The following is a 16,366-nucleotide window of genomic DNA, read 5'->3' as shown; positions in this document are numbered from 1 at the left end:
GGCGAAAGGATGATGGCGGATCTTCAGGCGACGGCGCGGTCGGGCATCCCGGAGGCCGCCTGCACGTGATGGGCGAGCCAGAGCGTCACGGTGAGCTGGTGCTCCGCGCCCCCGGAGGGCGCGAGATGGCGCAGCCGCACGTCGGCGAGCCCGGCCTCGGACAGCCAGCCCGACACCTGCTCGGCGGCGAAGCCGAGGCGGCGATGGGCCTCGTCGGCCCGCAGGAACTCGAGGTTGTGCGGCGCGAAATCGACGACGAGGAGGCGACCGCCGGGCGCGACGAGGCGGGCGGCCTCGCGCAGCGCCCGGGCGGGATCGTCGAGGTAGTGCAGCACCTGGTGGATCAGCACGAGGTCGAAGCTCGCCCGGCCGAAGGGCGGCGCGTGGATGTCGCCCTGGCGCAGGTCGATCCGGGTCAGGCCCTGGCGCTCCAGGTTGGCGCGGGCGACCGACAGCATGGCGTGGTTGGCGTCCAGCCCGGTCGCCTTCGCGGCCCGCGGCGCCAGCAGCCCGAGCATCCGCCCGGTGCCGGTGCCGAGATCGACGAGGCTGCCGATCGGGCCGCCCCCGAGCACGTCGAGCACCGCCGCCTCGACGGTGGCCTCCGGCACGTGGAGCGAGCGCACCCGGTCCCATTGCGGGGCCAGCCGGGCGAAGAACGTCTGGGCGGCGTCGGCGCGCTGGGCCCGCACCGCCTGGAGCCGGGCCCGGTCCTCGGAGAGCGGCGGCGCCGTGCCGTCGAGGGCGGCGATGAGCGGCGCGACCAGGCCCGCCACGCCCTCGCGCAGGCGGAAGAACGCCCAGGCGCCCTCGCGGTGGCGCACCACCAGCCCGGCCTCGACCAGGAGCTTGAGGTGGCGGGAGATCCGCGGCTGCGACTGGCCCAGGATGTCGGTGAGGTCCGAGACCGACAATTCGCCGTCGCCGAGCAGCACCAGGATGCGCAGACGCGTCTCCTCCGCCGCGGCGCGCAGCACGCCCAGGGCGTCGGCGAAGGGGACGGTGGCGGTCATGTCGTCGGGCTCCTCGCCTCCAATGCGAAACATAAAGATATCTTTATGTGAGGAATGCACAGGGTGCAAGCGGCGTTTCGCGGACGGGATCGTGGCGGAGAGGGTGAATCCCACGAGTGCGGAGCCGAGAGCTGCGCTCATTCGGGGAAGAGCCGTCTGGGGAACGGCGTGGCGCCGGGTTTCCCCTCTCCCCGCGGGCGGGGAGAGGCCTTCGCCCCCCTTGCTGGGGGCGAAGGTAGCGCGAAGCGCGAGGGTGAGGGGGTGTTTCCGGAGGTGCCTCACTCGTTGAGACCCCCTCACCCTCGCTGCGGCTGCGCCTCTGCTTGCCGCTGACCCGACAAGGGGTCAGCGGCCCTCTCCCCGCGGGCGGGGAGAGGAGAAGCCCGCGCCCTTTCTTTTCGCGATGCCCCGCGTTGACCGACCCCGGGCCACTCCATTATGTTCCCGCTTCGTTCGGGCCTCTCCGCCCGCCCAGGAGCGTCCCGCTGCCATGGCGCAGGCCACCTCCCCCGGCTCGTCCTCCGGCACGAATCCTCGCGGCAAGACGCTGTTCTTCTTCGAGAAGCCCTCGGCGATGCGCCAGGTGCAGCGGTTCTTCCGCTCGCCCAGCACGGTCTGCGTCGCGGCCGAGGGGCACCTGCTGGAGGTGGCCGAGCCCGGGGAGATCCGGCCGGACTGGAAGCCCTGGCGCTTCGACGCGCTGCCGATCGCCATGGAGCGGCTGCCGGTCGCCCCCGGTCACGGCCGCTCGGGCCAGTCGCACGCGCCGAAGCTCGCGGCGATCCGCCAGGCGCTCTCCGGGGTCGAGCGGGTGATCATCGCCACCGATCCGGGCCGGGAGGGCTCGATGATCGCCTGGGAGGTGCTGGAGCACCTCGGCTGGCGCGGCCGGGTCGACCGGCTGCGGCTCGGGGCGCTGGACGAGATCTCGATCCGCCGCGCCTTCGGGCTGCTGGCGCGTGAGGACGATTCCGGCGAGCGCGATTACGCCGCCTATCTCGAGGCTCTGTGCCGGCAATACGAGGACTGGCATCTCGGCCTCAACGGCACCCGGGCGGTGTCCCTGCGCCTGCGCCCGCCGGCCTTCCGCGAGCCCTGGCGCTTCGGCGGGGTGCAGACGCCGACGCTCGCCATCCTGGCCGATCTCGAGGAGCGCATCCGCACCTTCGTGCCGCGCGACTTCTACAAGATCGCCCTGCCGGTGACGACGGAGAGCGGCGCGCGCCTGACGCTCTGGCACGCGCCGAAGGACAAGATCTTCGAGATCGCGGACGCCGAGACGATCCGCGACGCCGCCGCGGGCTGGGCCGGCCCGCTCGCGGTGGTGCAGAAGGACGTGCGGCGGGCACCGCCCAAGCTCTTCTCCAAGGACACGCTGGCGCGCGCCTGCGCCAAGCGCTTCGGCTGGGACCCGCAGGTGACCGCGCGCCATGCGCAGGCGCTCTACGACAAGGGCTATCTCAGCTATCCCCGCACCGAATCGGTGCATCTGCCGGAGTCGCAAGCCAAGGACGCCGCCGCGGTGCTGGCGGCGATCGCGGTGGCCGACAAGGACCTCACGGCCCACAATCCGGCGACGCCGCAGATCCGCCGCGGGCCGAAGGGCCACTACGTCAAGGATCCGGGCGAGCACCACGCCATCGTGCCCCTGCGCAAGGTGCCGGGCCCGGGCGACGTGGCGCCGGAAGCGCTGCGGCTGTGGCTGCTCGTCGCCAAGAACTTCCTCGCCGCCCACATGGCCGACGGGATCGACGCCCGCACCACGGTGACGGCCGAGGTCGCGACGCCGCTCGGGCAAAAGCGCTTCGTCATCACCGGCAGCGTGGTGAAGGTGCCGGGCTGGCGCGCCCTCTACGGCACCGAGGCCGACGAGGACGAGGTGGTGCCCGGCAAGGCCAAGGCCGACGACGAGCCGACCACCGGGCGGCTGCCTCCGGTGCGCGACGGCGAGGCCGGCACCGGCGGCGACCCGACGATCGAGACCGCCCGGACCGAGCCGCCGCGGCGCATCACCCGGGGCGAGTTGCCGGTGGTGATGGGTCGCCTCATCGACCAGATCGAGGACCCGGCCCTGAAGCGGGCGCTCGAGAACCCCGCCAACCCGACCGAGCCGAAGGGGCTGGGCACCGCCGCCACCCGCGACGCGGTGCTGCCGAAGCTGATGAAGAGCCACTACGTCACGCTGCTCAAGGGCAAGGACCCGGCGATCACCGTGACGGAGGTGGGCCTCGCCTTCGTCTCCGCGGTGCGCCGGGTGTTTCCGGCCTACGGCGACCCGGTCGGGCGGGCGGTGTTCGAATCGGAACTGGCCGAGATCGGCCGGGCGACGACGAAGGCGGAGGCCGTCCGCCGGGCCGAGGCCTTCCGCCAGCGCACCCGCGAGCGGGTCGAGGCGCTGATCGGAGCGGTCTCGGGGGCCGATCGCCTGGAGGTGGACGCCGAGGCCCCGCCCCGCGGCGGCCGCGCGCCGACCGCCGCGATGGTGGCGTTCGCCAGGTCGCTCGCCGCCCGAAAGGGCATCCCCCTCCCCCCGGAGGCGACCCGCGAGGTCGGCGCCTGCCGGGTCTTCCTCAACACCCATGCGGGCCCCAAGATCGGGGCAGAGAAGAGCGGGACGGAGGCCGGGAGCCCGGCCGGCGATGGGGCGACCCGCCCGCCGACCCCGGCGATGCTGCGCTTCGCCGCCTCGCTCGCCCGCGAGAAGCGGATGGAGGGGCTGCCGCCCGAGATCGAAACCGACTTCGCCGCCTGCCGCGCCTTCCTCGACGCCCATGCGGGCGGGGACGGGTCGCGCGGCGGCAAGGCCCCTGCCCGCGAGGCCCCGGCGAAGAAGGCCCCTGCCAAGAAGGCACCTGCCAAGAAGGCCCGGGGCCCGCGCGCGGCCGCGAGCCCAGGCCGCGCACCGCGCCGACGCCGCGCCGAGGCGTGAGGGCGCCGGCAAACAATCGCCCGCGCGCCCGCACGAGACGGCTGGACAGGCGAACCGGGCGTCTCTATACCGCCGCTCAACGCCGCTGCCCCACGCAGCCGGCGGGCCCGGGTAGCTCAGTTGGTAGAGCATGCGACTGAAAATCGCAGTGTCGGCGGTTCGACTCCGTCCCCGGGCACCACTTTCCCGTCCCTGACGCAGGTGGTGCTGTCCTCGATAGAGGACGATCTGTGGTGCTTGGTCTGTCGCCATCGCGCGGCCGGTGCGCCCGGGTAGCTCAGTTGGTAGAGCATGCGACTGAAAATCGCAGTGTCGGCGGTTCGACTCCGTCCCCGGGCACCATTCCTTCGAATATCTTGAACATTCAGTCGATGCTGGCAAGTAAGCTGACCAAGCTTTCATGCGCTTGCGTTCGCTTCAATGGATGATGGCTCGGCGTCCTCAAGCAAGTCGAGCCATCGTCATCATCCCCTCCCCGTCATCCTGGGGCTCGTCGAAGACGAGAACCCGGGATCCATAGCCGCCGACATGGAAGAAAGAGGCGAAGATCGCTCCGCCTCACCCTGAACCGTCAGCGTTTATGGATCCCGGGTTCCGCTGCGCGGCCCCGGGATGACGCAGAGGATATCAGGTCTTCCGGCGAGATCGACAGGCTCAGGTTCGTCAGATCTAAGTCCATCATGCCCTCGCCGGCCGCCCCACCGACCCCTTCGCCGCCGACCCCGTGCCGCCCGACGCCGTCCGGTTCTGCCACAGGTTCAGCGGCACGATCAGGATCACGGTGGCGAACACCCACCAGGCCGGGCGCACGTCGTAGGCGAAGTCGAGGTTGGCGGAGAGGACGGCCGAGGCCGGCACACCGGTGGCGAGCGCATACCACAGCGCCTCCAGCCCCGCCGTCGCGAGGCCGGCGGCCACGCTGAGCCCCAGGAGCGGCAGCGGCGCGGTCGGCACCTTGAAGCGGTGCATCAGGCGCCAGCCCATCAGGGCGAGGAAGAGCCCGCTCCAGTAGACCGGGTTCGAGACGTCGATCTTCGATTGCAGGAAGAAGTGCAGCAGCGCCAGCGCGGTGAGCGGGTAGACCAGCCGGTGCAGCCGCGGCCAGGCCTTGCCGAGGCGGCGGATCATCCCGTCCGTCGAGGTGACACCGAGCACCACGAGCCCGAGCAGACCGGCGAACCCGATGGTGAGATAGATGCGGAAGATGATCTCGCTCGCCACCCGGGCCAGGTCGAACTTCTGGTCGGCGATGTAGAGCGTGAAGTGAAATAGCGCGTAGGCGAGCGCGGTGAGCCCCAGCATCCGCCGCACCAGGATGAGCTTGGGCGCATTGGCGATGCGCCGCATCGGCGTGATCGCCAACGAGAGGATCAGGAACCGCACCGACCAGTCGCCCATGGCGTGCAGGTAGGCGGTGAGCGGCTTGGCGCCGAGCCGGTCGAGGGCGTAGGCCGCCGTGAACCACAGGCCGGGCGCCAGCGCGAGCAGGAAGACCGCGAGCTTGAACCGCGACAGGCGGCCGGCGCGGTCGAGCCACGGCCATGAGACGGCGCGGGCGGCAGGACGGCCAGCTTGGCGGGACGGCATCGGGCGGGGATCGGCGATCCGAGGTTGGACGGTCATGCGGGAACCGGGTGCAGTGCGAGATGCGCCACAGATAAGCCGCGAGCACCGGTTTGACCCGGGCCGCCGGCCACACGATGGCGTGAGAGGCGGCACCCCGTGGAGATCCGCCGTGCCGCGCACCGCCCTCGCCGCCCTCCTTCTCCTCGTAGCACCGGCCGCACACGCCGCCTGCACCGCCCCGACGCCGCCGCTGGCGAGCGAGAAGCCGGTCAAGCCCGCCCTGCCGCAGAAGCCCGCCTGCCTCGACGCCAAGGGCGGCTGCCCGGGCTGGGAGGCCTACACCTACAACGACGGGATCAAGGCCTACAACGCGCAGCTCGCCCCGTTCCGCACGAGCGCCGAGGCCTATGCCCGCAAGCTCAAGGCCTACGCCGACGGCAGCGTCGCCTACGCGAATTGCGAGATGCAGTCGCTGCAGTGACGGCGTGGTGGGCTCGCGCCCATGGCCGGCCCGCCGCAAGCCCGCATGGATGTCGACGCGTTCCTCGCCTGGAGCGCGACGGTTCCGGGCCGTCACGAACTCGTCGACGGCGAGGTCTTCGCGAGGGCGCCGGAGCGGGCGCGTCACGCCCGGGTCAGGTTCGCCGTCCAGTCCGCCCTCGATCGCGGCCTGAGGGCGCTCGGCTCGTCCTGCGAGATGCTGCCGGACGGCGTGACCGTCCGCATCGACGCCCGGACGGCCTCCGAGCCGGATGCGCTCGTCGATTGCGGCCCCCGGATGGACCCCGACGCGGTCGAGGCGCCTCCGCCGGTGATCGTGGCGAGGTGCTGTCGCCGGGAACCCGGTCGGTCGATGCGGGGGCGAAGCTCGCGGGCTACGTCCTGCTGCCGAGCGTCGTGCATTCTCTGCTGGTCGATCCGCGGCGCCCCGGCCTGATCCATCATCGCCGCGCCGGCGCGGCGATCGAGACCCGGATCGTGAGCGAGGGGAGCCTGTCGCTCGACCCGCCCGGGATCGTGCTCGCGGTGGACGACCTCTTCGGCACGCGCTGACCGGCGTGCTACGATGCCGGGGCAAGGATCTATCGACAGGTTCGACGCGATGAAGCCGCATCCGCAGACGCGCATGAACGTGGACGAGTACCTCGCCTGGAGCGAGGCGAATCCCGGACGATACGAGCTCGTGCAAGGCGAGGTGTTCTCGATGGCAGCCGAGCGCGCACAGCATGCGGACACACGCGTCGCCGTTTTCGACGCTCTGCGCGGTGCCATACGCGCCGCCGGCATCACATGCCGGGCGATGCCGGACGGGATGACCGTCCGCATCAACGCCCACACCGCCTACGAGCCGGATGCTTTGATCTATTGCGGCCCGCGCATCGACCCCGATGCGATCGAGGTGAAGAATCCGGTCATCGTCGTCGAGGTCCTGTCTCCCAGCACCCGCCGGATCGATGCGAGCGAGAAGCTCGTCGGTTACTTCAAGGTGCCGAGCATCCACCACTACCTGATGATCGATCCCGATCGCCGCACGGTCGTCCACCACCGCCGCACCGGCAACGGGATCGACACTGCCTTCCTGCAGGACGGCTCCCTGAGGCTCGATCCGCCGGGCCTCGAACTCTCCGTCCCGGCACTGTTCGAGGAGCCCTGAAGCCCCGCGCTTGACCCTCCCGGTAGCGGATGCGACAGGCGCGGGCATCCTCTTCCCCGCACGAGCCCCTGCATGACCGCCTCCCTCGACCTCCTCGTCCTCGGCAATGCCATCGTCGACGTGATGGCCCGTACCGACGAGGCCTTCCTGGTGCGCGAGGGCGTGCACAAGGGTGCGATGCAGCTCATCGACGAGGCGCGGGCCGAGCACCTGTTCCAGGTGATGGGCCAGGCCACGATCATCTCGGGCGGCTCGGGCGCCAACACGGCGGTGGGCGCGGCGCTCCTCGGCGCGCGGGCGGGCTTCGTCGGCAAGGTGCGCGACGACGAGCTCGGACGCCTCTTCGCCCACGACCTCACCGCCACCGGCGTCCGCTTCGACGTCGCCCCGGCGAGCGAGGGCCCGGCGACGGCCCGCTGCTTCGTGCTGGTGACGCCGGACGGCGAGCGCACCATGAACACCTATCTCGGCGCCTGCCAGGGCCTCTCGGCCTCGGACGTCGACGAGGAGACGGTGCGGAGCGCCCGCCACGTCTACCTCGAGGGCTACCTGTGGGACCCGCCGGCCGCCAAGGAGGCGTTCCGCAAGGCGGCGAAGATCGCGCACGGCGCCGGCAACAAGGTGGCGCTCACCCTGTCGGACGCGTTCTGCGTCGACCGCTACCGCGACGAGTTCCTGGGTCTCATCCGCGACGGCAGCCTCGACATCCTGTTCGCCAACATCCACGAGCTGAAGAGCCTGTACCAGACCGCCGACGCCGACACGGCGCTGGCGGCCCTGCGCCAGGAGAAGAACCTCCTCGGCGTCGTCACCCGCTCGGAAGAGGGTGCGCTGGTGGTCTCGGGCGACGAGACGAAGTCCGTGCCGGCCTCGCCGGTGCGCGAGGTGGTCGACACCACCGGCGCAGGCGACCTGTTCGCGGCGGGCTTCCTCGCCGGCCTCGCCCGCGGCCTCGACCATGCCGATTGCGCCCGCCTCGGCGCGGTCGCGGCGGCGGAGATCATCTCGCATCTCGGCGCCCGGCCGCAGGGAGACCTCAAGGCGCTCGCCGCTCAGGCCGGGTTGAAGGTCTGACGGACGGGCGGCGCTTCCGTCAGAGCTTGACCGATGCTAAGCCGGCTTCGCAGCGATGCTAAGCCGGCGCGGCAACGACAGTCGGCGGCGCATCGGGCTCCCGATCGTCGCACGCCCGTCACGCGCGTGCGGCACCGGAACTCAAGAAACCATCCGCCAGGGAGCGGCCCGTTGGTCGAGAACCGCCGCTTCGGCAACCTGATCCCGCACCTCGTGCTCTGCCTCGGGGTCGGGATCGTGGTCTTCCCGGTCTACCTCGCGCTGATCGGCTCGACGCACGACGCCGCCACCATCGCCAACGGCCAGATGCCGCTCTGGCCCGGCTCGCACGGGCTCGAGACCTACCGGCGGGCGCTCACCGAATCCGGCATGGCCGGCGCGCCGGTCGGGCTGATGCTGGTCAACAGCACGATCATGGCGCTCGCCATCGCGCTCGGCAAGATCTCGATCTCGCTGCTCTCGGCCTACGCGCTGATCTACTTCAAGTTTCCGTTCCGGCAGACCGCCTTCTGGGCGATCTTCGTCACCCTGATGCTGCCGGTCGAGGTCCGCATCTACCCGACCTACAAGGTCGCGGCCGACCTCCAGCTCCTCGACACCTACGCGGGCCTCGCCCTGCCGCTGATCGCCTCGGCGACCGCGACCCTGCTGTTTCGCCAGTTCTTCCTCACGGTGCCGAACGAGCTCGTCGAGGCCTCCCGCATCGACGGGGCCGGGCCGGTGCGGTTCTTCCTCGACACCCTGCTGCCGCTCTCGCGCACCACGATGGCGGCCCTGTTCGTGATCCAGTTCCTGTACGGCTGGAACCAGTACCTCTGGCCGCTGCTGGTCACCACCCGCGACGACATGCAGACGGTGGTGATCGGGCTGCGCAAGATGACCTCGATCACCGACCAGCTCACCGAGTGGCAGATCGTGATGGCGACCGCCGTGCTGGCGATGCTGCCGCCGGTCGTGGTGGTGTTCGCGATGCAGAAGCTGTTCGTGCGCGGCCTGGTGGAGACCGAGAAGTGACCTCTTTCCCGACGATCGGACGCCCCTGATGGCCGGCCTCGCCCTCGACACCCTGCGCAAGACCTATTCCGGCGGCGTCGACGCGGTGCGCGGCGTCTCCCTCGACGTGCCGGACGGTGCCTTCTGCGTCCTCGTCGGACCTTCGGGCTGCGGCAAGTCCACGGTGCTGCGGATGATCGCCGGCCTCGAGACCGTGACCTCGGGGGCGATCACCATCGGCGGACGCGTCGTCAACGACGTCGAGCCGGCCGACCGCGACATCGCGATGGTGTTCCAGAACTACGCGCTCTATCCCCACATGCGCGTCTACGACAACCTCGCCTACGGGTTGCGCAACCGCGGCACGCCGAAGGCCGAGATCGAGACCCGGGTGACGGACGCCGCGCGGCTGCTCGGCCTCGAGGCGATGCTGACGCGCTATCCGCGCCAGCTCTCGGGCGGCCAGCGCCAGCGCGTCGCCATGGGGCGGGCGATCGTGCGCAAGCCCCAGGTCTTCCTGTTCGACGAGCCCTTGTCGAACCTCGACGCCAAGCTGCGCGTGCAGATGCGGGTGGAGATCCGCCGCCTGCAGCGCCAGCTCGGCGTCACCACGGTCTACGTCACCCACGATCAGGTCGAGGCGATGACCATGGCCGACCGGCTGGTGGTGATGAACGGCGGCCAGATCGAGCAGGTCGGCACCCCGATCGAGATCTACCGCCGCCCGGCCACCCGCTACGTCGCGACCTTCATGGGCTCGCCGCCGATGAACATCCTGTCCGCCGAGGCCGTGGACGGCGGCGTGCGGATCGACGGGACGGTGGTCCCGGTCGCCGGCCTCACCCCCGGCACCGCCGTCGAGGCCGGCATCCGGCCCGAGGACCTGCGGATCGCCGAGGACGGGCTGCCGTTCCGGGTCGCCTTCGTCGAGGAGCTCGGCGCCACGCGCCTGCTGCACGGGCCGCTCGCCGGCACCGACGTGGCGGTGCAGGTGCCCGCCGGCTCCGCCACGCAGGAGGGCGATACGGTGCGGCTCGCGATCGACGCAAGCGCGCTCCACCTGTTCGACCCCGCCACCGGGCGGCGGCTGGCGCAGGGCTGACCGGAGGCCGGCGGCCTTTCCCGCCGCCTAAGCTTCGGCGTATGCAGGCGGAACGCGATTCCGCAGAAGCGGGATCTTAGGCGTCATCCCGTCAACGGGAGGCGCGCCAACGGGAGGCTCGGTCTTCGTGCACAAACCCCTCGCCGGCATCAAGGTGCTCGAACTCGCCCGCATCCTAGCCGGTCCCTGGATCGGGCAGCTCCTGGCGGATCTCGGCGCCGACGTGGTCAAGGTCGAGCGGCCGGTCGTCGGCGACGACACCCGGACCTGGGGCCCGCCCTTCGTCGAGGGCGCCGACGGCGAAACGCTCTCGGCCTCGTACTTCCACTCGACGAACCGCGGCAAGCGCTCGGTCGCGGCCGATTTCGAGACAGACGAGGGCCAGGCCGTGGTGCGCAAGCTCGCCGCCCACGCCGACGTGGTGATCGAGAACTTCAAGGTCGGCGGCCTGAAGAAGTACGGCCTCGACCACGAGGCCCTGAGCGCCCTCAACCCGCGGCTGATCACCTGCTCGGTCACCGGCTTCGGCCAGGACGGGCCCTACGCGCCCCGCGCCGGCTACGACTTCATGGTCCAGGGGCTGGGCGGAATCATGTCGCTCACCGGCGAGCCCGAGGGCGAGCCGGTCAAGACCGCGGTCGCCTTCGCGGACGTGTTCACCGGGGTCTACGGCACGGTGGCGATCCTCGCCGCGCTCCAGGGCCGGCACGCGACGGGGAAGGGCTGCCACATCGACATGGCGCTCCTCGACACGCAGGTCTCGGTGCTCGGCAACCAGGCGCTGGTCTACCTCGTCTCCGGGATGCTGCCGCCCCGGATGGGCAACGAGCATACCAGCATCGTCCCCTACCAGGTCTTCCCGACGTCGGACGGCCACATCATCGTCGCCTGCGGCAACGACGGGCAGTTCCAGAAGTTCTGCGGCGTGCTCGGCACCACCTGGCACCTCGACCCGGACTATTCCACCAATCCGGGCCGGGTGACCCGGCGCGACGTGCTGATCCCGCTCATCGCGGCCGAGACCGGCCGCCACACCAAGGCCGACCTCCTGGCGCGGCTCGGCGCCGTCAACGTGCCGGTCGGTCCGATCAACGACCTCGCCGAGGTCTTCTCGGACCCGCAGGTGGTCCATCGCGGGATGCGCCTCGACCTTCCCGATCCGCGCGCCAAGGGCGGCACGATCCCGAGCGTGCGCTCGCCGATCGTCATCGACGGCGTGCCGATGGCGGCCGAGACCGCCTCGCCGCAGGTGGGGGACCATACGCAGAGCGTGCTGGCCGATCCGGCCTGGGGCGGGTGAGCCCGTCCCGATTCCAAAAAACGGGCCGCGCGTGATGCTGCTCTCTCTCCCACCCTTGACCTCATTCTAGAGCATTTTCCGACGAAGTGGATGCCGACTCGTCAAAGAAAACGCGACAAAACAAAGACTTAGAGAGATTCGCGATTGTAACGCGATCGTGACGCGCTCTAAGGTTTCAGTCGATCAGAGATCGGCTGACCTCGAAGGAGGGCTCCAGATATGTCAGGGTGATCTGGAGCCCTCCTTCGAGACTCGTTTCACTCGCACCTCAGGATGAGGTTGCAAGCAGGACGAGCCGCCACCAGCACTGAGCCGGGCCTTGAGAGACCACCGGAGGACACGCCCATGACCGACGCCCCCCGCCCCCGCACCGGCGGGCAGATCCTGGTGGACCAGCTCGCCCGCCATGGCGTCGGCGACATCTTCTGCATCCCCGGCGAGAGCTACCTCGCGGTGCTCGACGCGCTGCACGACGCGCAGATCCGCCTCACCGTCTGCCGGCAGGAGGGCGGGGCCGCCATGATGGCGGAGGCGCACGGCAAGCTCACGGGCAAGCCCGGGATCTGCTTCGTCACCCGCGGTCCCGGCGCCACCAACGCCTCGCCCGGCCTGCACATCGCCAAGCAGGATTCGACCCCGATGATCCTGTTCGTCGGCCAGATCGAGCGGGCGGCCCGCGAGCGCGAGGCGTTCCAGGAACTCGATTACCGGGCGGTGTTCGGCACCATCGCCAAGTGGGTGACGGAGATCGACAGCGCCGAGCGCCTCCCCGAGCTGATCGCCCGCGCCTTCCACGTCGCCACCGCCGGCCGGCCCGGCCCGGTGGTGATCGCGCTGCCCGAGGACATGCTGGTCGAGACCGCGACTGTCCCGGACGCTCCCGCCTTCCGGCCGGTCGAGACCCATCCGGCGCTCGCCCAGATGGTCGCCCTGCAGAACCTGCTGGGGCAGGCGGAAAAACCCTTCGCGATCCTCGGCGGCAGCCGCTGGTCGGCGGAGGCCGTGCGGCGCTTCTCGCGCTTTGCCGACCTATTCTCGCTTCCCGTCGCCTGCTCGTTCCGGCGCCAGGGCCATTTCTCGGCCGATCACCGCTGCTACGCCGGCGATCTCGGGCTGGGCGTCAACCCGAAGCTGCTGGCCCGGATCAAGGAAGCCGATCTCCTGCTCGTCGTCGGCGGGCGGCTGTCGGAGATCCCCTCGCAGGGCTACACGCTCCTCGACATTCCGGGACCGCGCCAGACCCTCGTCCACGTCCACCCGGACCCGGAAGAGCTCGGCCGCGTCTACAGCCCGGCGCTCGCCATCAACGCGAGCCCGACCGCCTTCGCGGCGGCGATCGAGACGGTGCAGCCGCCCCGTGCCCTGCCCTGGGCCGCCGGCACCGAGGCCCTGCATGCCGATTACCTCGATTGGAGCGATCCCACCCGGATCACCACCCCCGGCACGCTCCAGATGGGCGGCGTGATGGCGGTCTTACGCGAGGCGCTGCCGGCCGACGCGATCCTGTGCAACGGTGCGGGCAACTTCGCCACCTGGGTCCACCGCTTCTGGCCGTTCCGGTCGCATGACGGCCAGCTCGCCCCGACCTCGGGCTCGATGGGCTACGGCGTGCCCGCTGCCATCGGCGCCAAGCGGCTGCTCCCCGAGCGCACCGTGGTCGTCGTCTCGGGCGACGGCGACTTCCTGATGAACGGGCAGGAATTCGCCACCGCCGTGCAGTACGGGCTGCCGGTGATCGTCATCCTGGTCGACAACGGGATGTACGGCACGATCCGGATGCACCAGGAGCGCGAATATCCCGGCCGCGTCTCCGGCACCGCGCTCAAGAACCCCGATTTCGCCGCCTACGCCACCGCCTTCGGCGGCTACGGCGAGCGGGTCGAGCGTACCGAGGACTTTCCGGCGGCCCTGGCGCGGGCGCTCGCCTCCGGCCTGCCGGCGATCCTGCACTGCCCGACCGACCCCGAGGCGATCACCCCGACCACGACGATCCAGGCCTTGCGGGACCGGAAGCGGTCCTGACGCGTCGACGCCGAGGTCCCCATCCGACCCGCAACCTCATCCTGAGGTGTTGGCAATCGCAGATCGCACGCGATCAAGGATCGACTGACCTCGAAGGAGGGCTCCAGAAGTCTCGGCGATCCCTGGAGACCTCCTTCGAGGCCAAGCGATCTCCGATCGCCCGGCACCTCAGGATGAGGTCGTGGGTAGGATGATCCGGAGAACGGCACCGGCGGGGTCGCAGTCCTCACAACCTCCCTTGTCCCCCGCTCCCGGCTGTGCTTAGCCAGCTACTAACAAGCTGCCCGCCGCTGGAGACGGTGCGGACCGCGTCACCCCCGGCGCCTGTCGTCGGAGTGTCACGCGGGCCCCGCATGAGGGGCCGCACACGAGGAGACGACAACCCGATGGCCCCCACCCCGACCATTCGCATCGCGCTCGCGGGCTTAGGCCTGGCGCTGGCCGCGACCCCGGCGCTCGCCGTCACCGAGCTGCAATGGTGGCACGCGATGACGGGCGCCAACAACGACGCCGTCAACCGCCTCGCCGACGAGTTCAACGCGAGCCAGAGCGACTACAAGGTCGTGCCGACCTACAAGGGCAATTACGGCGAGACGCTGAATGCCGGCATCGCCGCGTTCCGCGCCGGCACCGCGCCGCACATCATGCAGGTGTTCGAGGTCGGCACCGCCACGATGATGTCGGCCAAGGGCGCGGTGAAGCCCGTCTACCAGCTGATGAAGGATGCCGGCGAGCCGTTCGACCCGAACGCCTACCTGCCGGCGATCACCGGCTACTACTCGACGACCAAGGGCGAGATGCTCTCGTTCCCGTTCAACTCGTCGTCGATGGTGATGTGGGCCAACCTCGACGCCCTGAAGGCCATCGGCCTCTCCGAGCCGCCGAAAACCTGGCCGGACCTGTTCGCGGCGGCCAAGAAGCTGACGCAGAACGGCTTCCCGAATTGCGGCTTCTCGACCACCTGGGTCACCTGGCTCAACATCGAGCAGCTCTCGGCCTGGCACAACGTGCCGGTGGCCACCAAGGCCAACGGCATGGACGGGCTCGACACCACGCTCGAGATCAACGGCCCGCTCCAGGTCAAGCACCTCGCCAACCTCGCCGAGGCGCAGAAGGACAAGAGCTTCGACTATTCGGGTCGCTACGACAGCGGCTTCGGCCGCTTCACCGCCGGCGAGTGCCCGATCATGTTCGGCTCGTCGGGCTCCTACGGCAACGTCAAGGGCGCGGCCAAGTTCGCCTGGGCCTCGGCGCCGATGCCCTACTATCCCGACGTGCCGGGCGCGCCGCAGAACAGCATCATCGGCGGCGCCTCGCTGTGGGTGATGGGCGGCAAGAAGCCCGACGAGTACAAGGGCGTGGCGAAGTTCTTCACCTTCCTGTCGGACACCGACCGGCAGGCGAAGCTGCACCAGACCACCGGCTACATGCCGATCACCAAGGCGGCCTACGAGAAGTCGAAGGCGGACGGCTTCTACGACAAGAACCCGGCCCTCGAGACGCCGATCAAGGAGCTGACCAACAAGCCGCCGACCGAGAACTCCCGCGGCCTGCGTCTCGGCAACCTGCCGCAGATGCGCGACCTGTGGGCCGAAGAGATCGAGGCGACGCTGGCCGGCAAGAAGACGGCGAAGCAAGGCCTCGACGAGGCGGCGACCCGCGGCAACGCGATGCTGCGCCAGTTCGAGAAGCAGGCCGGACGGTAACATCATGGGTCCCGAACGCGTCACCTTCGGAGGCCGGCTGCTGCCGGCGGCGCTGATCGCGCCGCAGCTCCTCATCGTCGGCCTGTTCTTCTACTGGCCGGCGGTGCAGGCGGTCTGGCAGTCGTTCCAGATGCAGGACGCGTTCGGGCTCTCGACCGAGTTCGTCTGGTTCGAGAACTACCGGGCCCTGTTCACGGACCCGGCCTATTACCAGGCTCTCGTCACCACGCTGGTCTTCGCCGCGGCGGTGGCGGGGCTTTCCCTCGGCTTCGCGCTGCTCCTCGCCACGATGGCGGACCGGGAGATCCGGGGCTCGGGGATCTACAGGACCCTGCTGATCTGGCCCTACGCGGTGGCGCCGGCGGTAGCGGGCGTGCTGTTCGGCTTCCTGTTCCAGCCCGGCCTCGGGCTGATCGCGCGCGGCCTCAACCAGATCGGCATCCCGTGGAACCCGCTGCTGGACGGGAACCACGCCATGATCCTGGTGGTGATGGCGGCGGCCTGGAAGCAGGTCTCCTACAACTTCCTGTTCTTCCTCGCCGGCCTCCAGGCGATCCCCGGCAGCGTGATCGAGGCGGCGGCGATCGACGGCGCCGGCCCGGCCCGGCGGTTCTGGACCATCATCTTCCCGCTGCTCTCGCCGACCACGTTCTTCCTGATGGTGGTCAACGTCGTTTACGCCTTCTGCGAGACGTTCGGCGTCATCGACGTGCTGACCCATGGCGGCCCCGGCCGGGCGACCCAGACGCTGGTCTACAAGGTCTACCAGGACGGCCGCATCGGCGCCGACCTCGGCGGCTCGGCGGCGCAGTCGGTGGTGCTGATGGCGATCGTGATCGGGCTCACCGCGATCCAGTTCCGCTACGTCGAGAAGAGGGTGGCGTACTGATACGGTTTCCGGAAGATCGCTTCCGGAACCCGTATGACGCCGCCGCGAGGACGGCGCGGCGCCCGCGATCGGACGCACGACGATCCGGACAAGAAAGGCGCGCGGCACCCTGCTCCCG

At 70.3% G+C, this 16,366-nt stretch carries 14 protein-coding genes and 2 tRNA genes; 14 read left to right on the top strand and 2 right to left on the bottom strand.

From position 1 onward, the window contains the following. Positions 1-23: 23 nt before the first annotated feature. Positions 24-1,013 carry an ArsR/SmtB family transcription factor gene (locus tag HPY23_RS03410; RefSeq protein WP_060849805.1) on the bottom strand — a complete coding sequence of 330 codons (990 nt, stop codon included), beginning with the start codon at positions 1,011-1,013 and terminating at the stop codon, positions 24-26. A gap of 490 nt (positions 1,014-1,503) precedes the next feature. On the opposite strand from HPY23_RS03410, the gene HPY23_RS03405 reads away from it, so the two are divergent. The 3 genes from HPY23_RS03405 (at position 1,504) to HPY23_RS03395 (ending at position 4,284) form a co-directional block, all read left to right on the top strand. Next, positions 1,504-3,942 (top strand): type IA DNA topoisomerase, encoded by a 2,439-nt coding sequence (locus HPY23_RS03405; RefSeq protein ID WP_175539861.1) that lies wholly within the window; start codon positions 1,504-1,506, stop codon positions 3,940-3,942. A gap of 105 nt (positions 3,943-4,047) precedes the next feature. Next, positions 4,048-4,123 (top strand) — tRNA-Phe (locus tag HPY23_RS03400). Between the two features lie 85 nt (positions 4,124-4,208). Further along, positions 4,209-4,284 (top strand) — tRNA-Phe (locus tag HPY23_RS03395). Positions 4,285-4,620: 336 nt separating this feature from the next. On the opposite strand, the gene HPY23_RS03390 is transcribed toward HPY23_RS03395, so the two are convergent. After that, positions 4,621-5,529: a protein-methionine-sulfoxide reductase heme-binding subunit MsrQ gene (locus tag HPY23_RS03390; RefSeq protein WP_091882643.1), complete on the bottom strand. Its 909-nt coding sequence runs from the start codon at positions 5,527-5,529 to the stop codon at positions 4,621-4,623. 148 nt (positions 5,530-5,677) lie between these two features. Here HPY23_RS03390 and HPY23_RS03385 point away from each other — a divergent pair, with 148 nt between their 5' ends. The 11 genes from HPY23_RS03385 (at position 5,678) to ugpA (ending at position 16,248) form a co-directional block, all read left to right on the top strand. Next, positions 5,678-5,989 (top strand): hypothetical protein, encoded by a 312-nt coding sequence (locus tag HPY23_RS03385; RefSeq protein WP_091882646.1) that lies wholly within the window; start codon positions 5,678-5,680, stop codon positions 5,987-5,989. Positions 5,990-6,010: 21 nt separating this feature from the next. Next, positions 6,011-6,445 carry a Uma2 family endonuclease gene (locus tag HPY23_RS03380; protein ID WP_334318849.1) on the top strand — a complete coding sequence of 145 codons (435 nt, stop codon included), beginning with the start codon at positions 6,011-6,013 and terminating at the stop codon, positions 6,443-6,445. After that, positions 6,334-6,561 (top strand): hypothetical protein, encoded by a 228-nt coding sequence (locus tag HPY23_RS33820; RefSeq protein ID WP_329618801.1) that lies wholly within the window; start codon positions 6,334-6,336, stop codon positions 6,559-6,561. The genes HPY23_RS03380 and HPY23_RS33820 overlap by 112 nt, the downstream gene beginning before the upstream one ends. A 49-nt stretch (positions 6,562-6,610) precedes the next feature. Beyond that, on the top strand, positions 6,611-7,162 hold the full coding sequence (locus HPY23_RS03375) for a Uma2 family endonuclease (RefSeq protein WP_236012633.1): 552 nt from the start codon (positions 6,611-6,613) through the stop codon (positions 7,160-7,162). 72 nt (positions 7,163-7,234) lie between these two features. Continuing rightward, on the top strand, positions 7,235-8,236 hold the full coding sequence (locus HPY23_RS03370) for an adenosine kinase (protein ID WP_091882649.1): 1,002 nt from the start codon (positions 7,235-7,237) through the stop codon (positions 8,234-8,236). A 171-nt stretch (positions 8,237-8,407) separates the two neighbouring features. Next, positions 8,408-9,250, top strand: a complete 843-nt coding sequence (ugpE, locus tag HPY23_RS03365; RefSeq protein ID WP_060849799.1) for a sn-glycerol-3-phosphate ABC transporter permease UgpE — start codon at positions 8,408-8,410, stop codon at positions 9,248-9,250. 28 nt (positions 9,251-9,278) lie between these two features. Then, positions 9,279-10,331 (top strand): ABC transporter ATP-binding protein, encoded by a 1,053-nt coding sequence (locus tag HPY23_RS03360; protein WP_091882652.1) that lies wholly within the window; start codon positions 9,279-9,281, stop codon positions 10,329-10,331. 127 nt (positions 10,332-10,458) lie between these two features. Next, positions 10,459-11,631, top strand: a complete 1,173-nt coding sequence (locus HPY23_RS03355; protein WP_091882655.1) for a CaiB/BaiF CoA transferase family protein — start codon at positions 10,459-10,461, stop codon at positions 11,629-11,631. A 345-nt stretch (positions 11,632-11,976) separates the two neighbouring features. Next, on the top strand, positions 11,977-13,653 hold the full coding sequence (locus HPY23_RS03350) for a thiamine pyrophosphate-binding protein (RefSeq protein WP_091882658.1): 1,677 nt from the start codon (positions 11,977-11,979) through the stop codon (positions 13,651-13,653). Between the two features lie 386 nt (positions 13,654-14,039). Continuing rightward, positions 14,040-15,359: a sn-glycerol-3-phosphate ABC transporter substrate-binding protein UgpB gene (gene ugpB / locus HPY23_RS03345; RefSeq protein ID WP_060849795.1), complete on the top strand. Its 1,320-nt coding sequence runs from the start codon at positions 14,040-14,042 to the stop codon at positions 15,357-15,359. A gap of 4 nt (positions 15,360-15,363) precedes the next feature. Continuing rightward, positions 15,364-16,248 carry a sn-glycerol-3-phosphate ABC transporter permease UgpA gene (ugpA, locus tag HPY23_RS03340; RefSeq protein ID WP_060849794.1) on the top strand — a complete coding sequence of 295 codons (885 nt, stop codon included), beginning with the start codon at positions 15,364-15,366 and terminating at the stop codon, positions 16,246-16,248. Positions 16,249-16,366: the final 118 nt, after the last annotated feature.

Source organism: Methylobacterium ajmalii (assembly GCF_016613415.1).
Taxonomy (GTDB): domain Bacteria; phylum Pseudomonadota; class Alphaproteobacteria; order Rhizobiales; family Beijerinckiaceae; genus Methylobacterium; species Methylobacterium ajmalii.
Note: the sequence above shows the minus strand (reverse complement) of the source record. Positions and strands in the feature narration are given on the sequence as shown.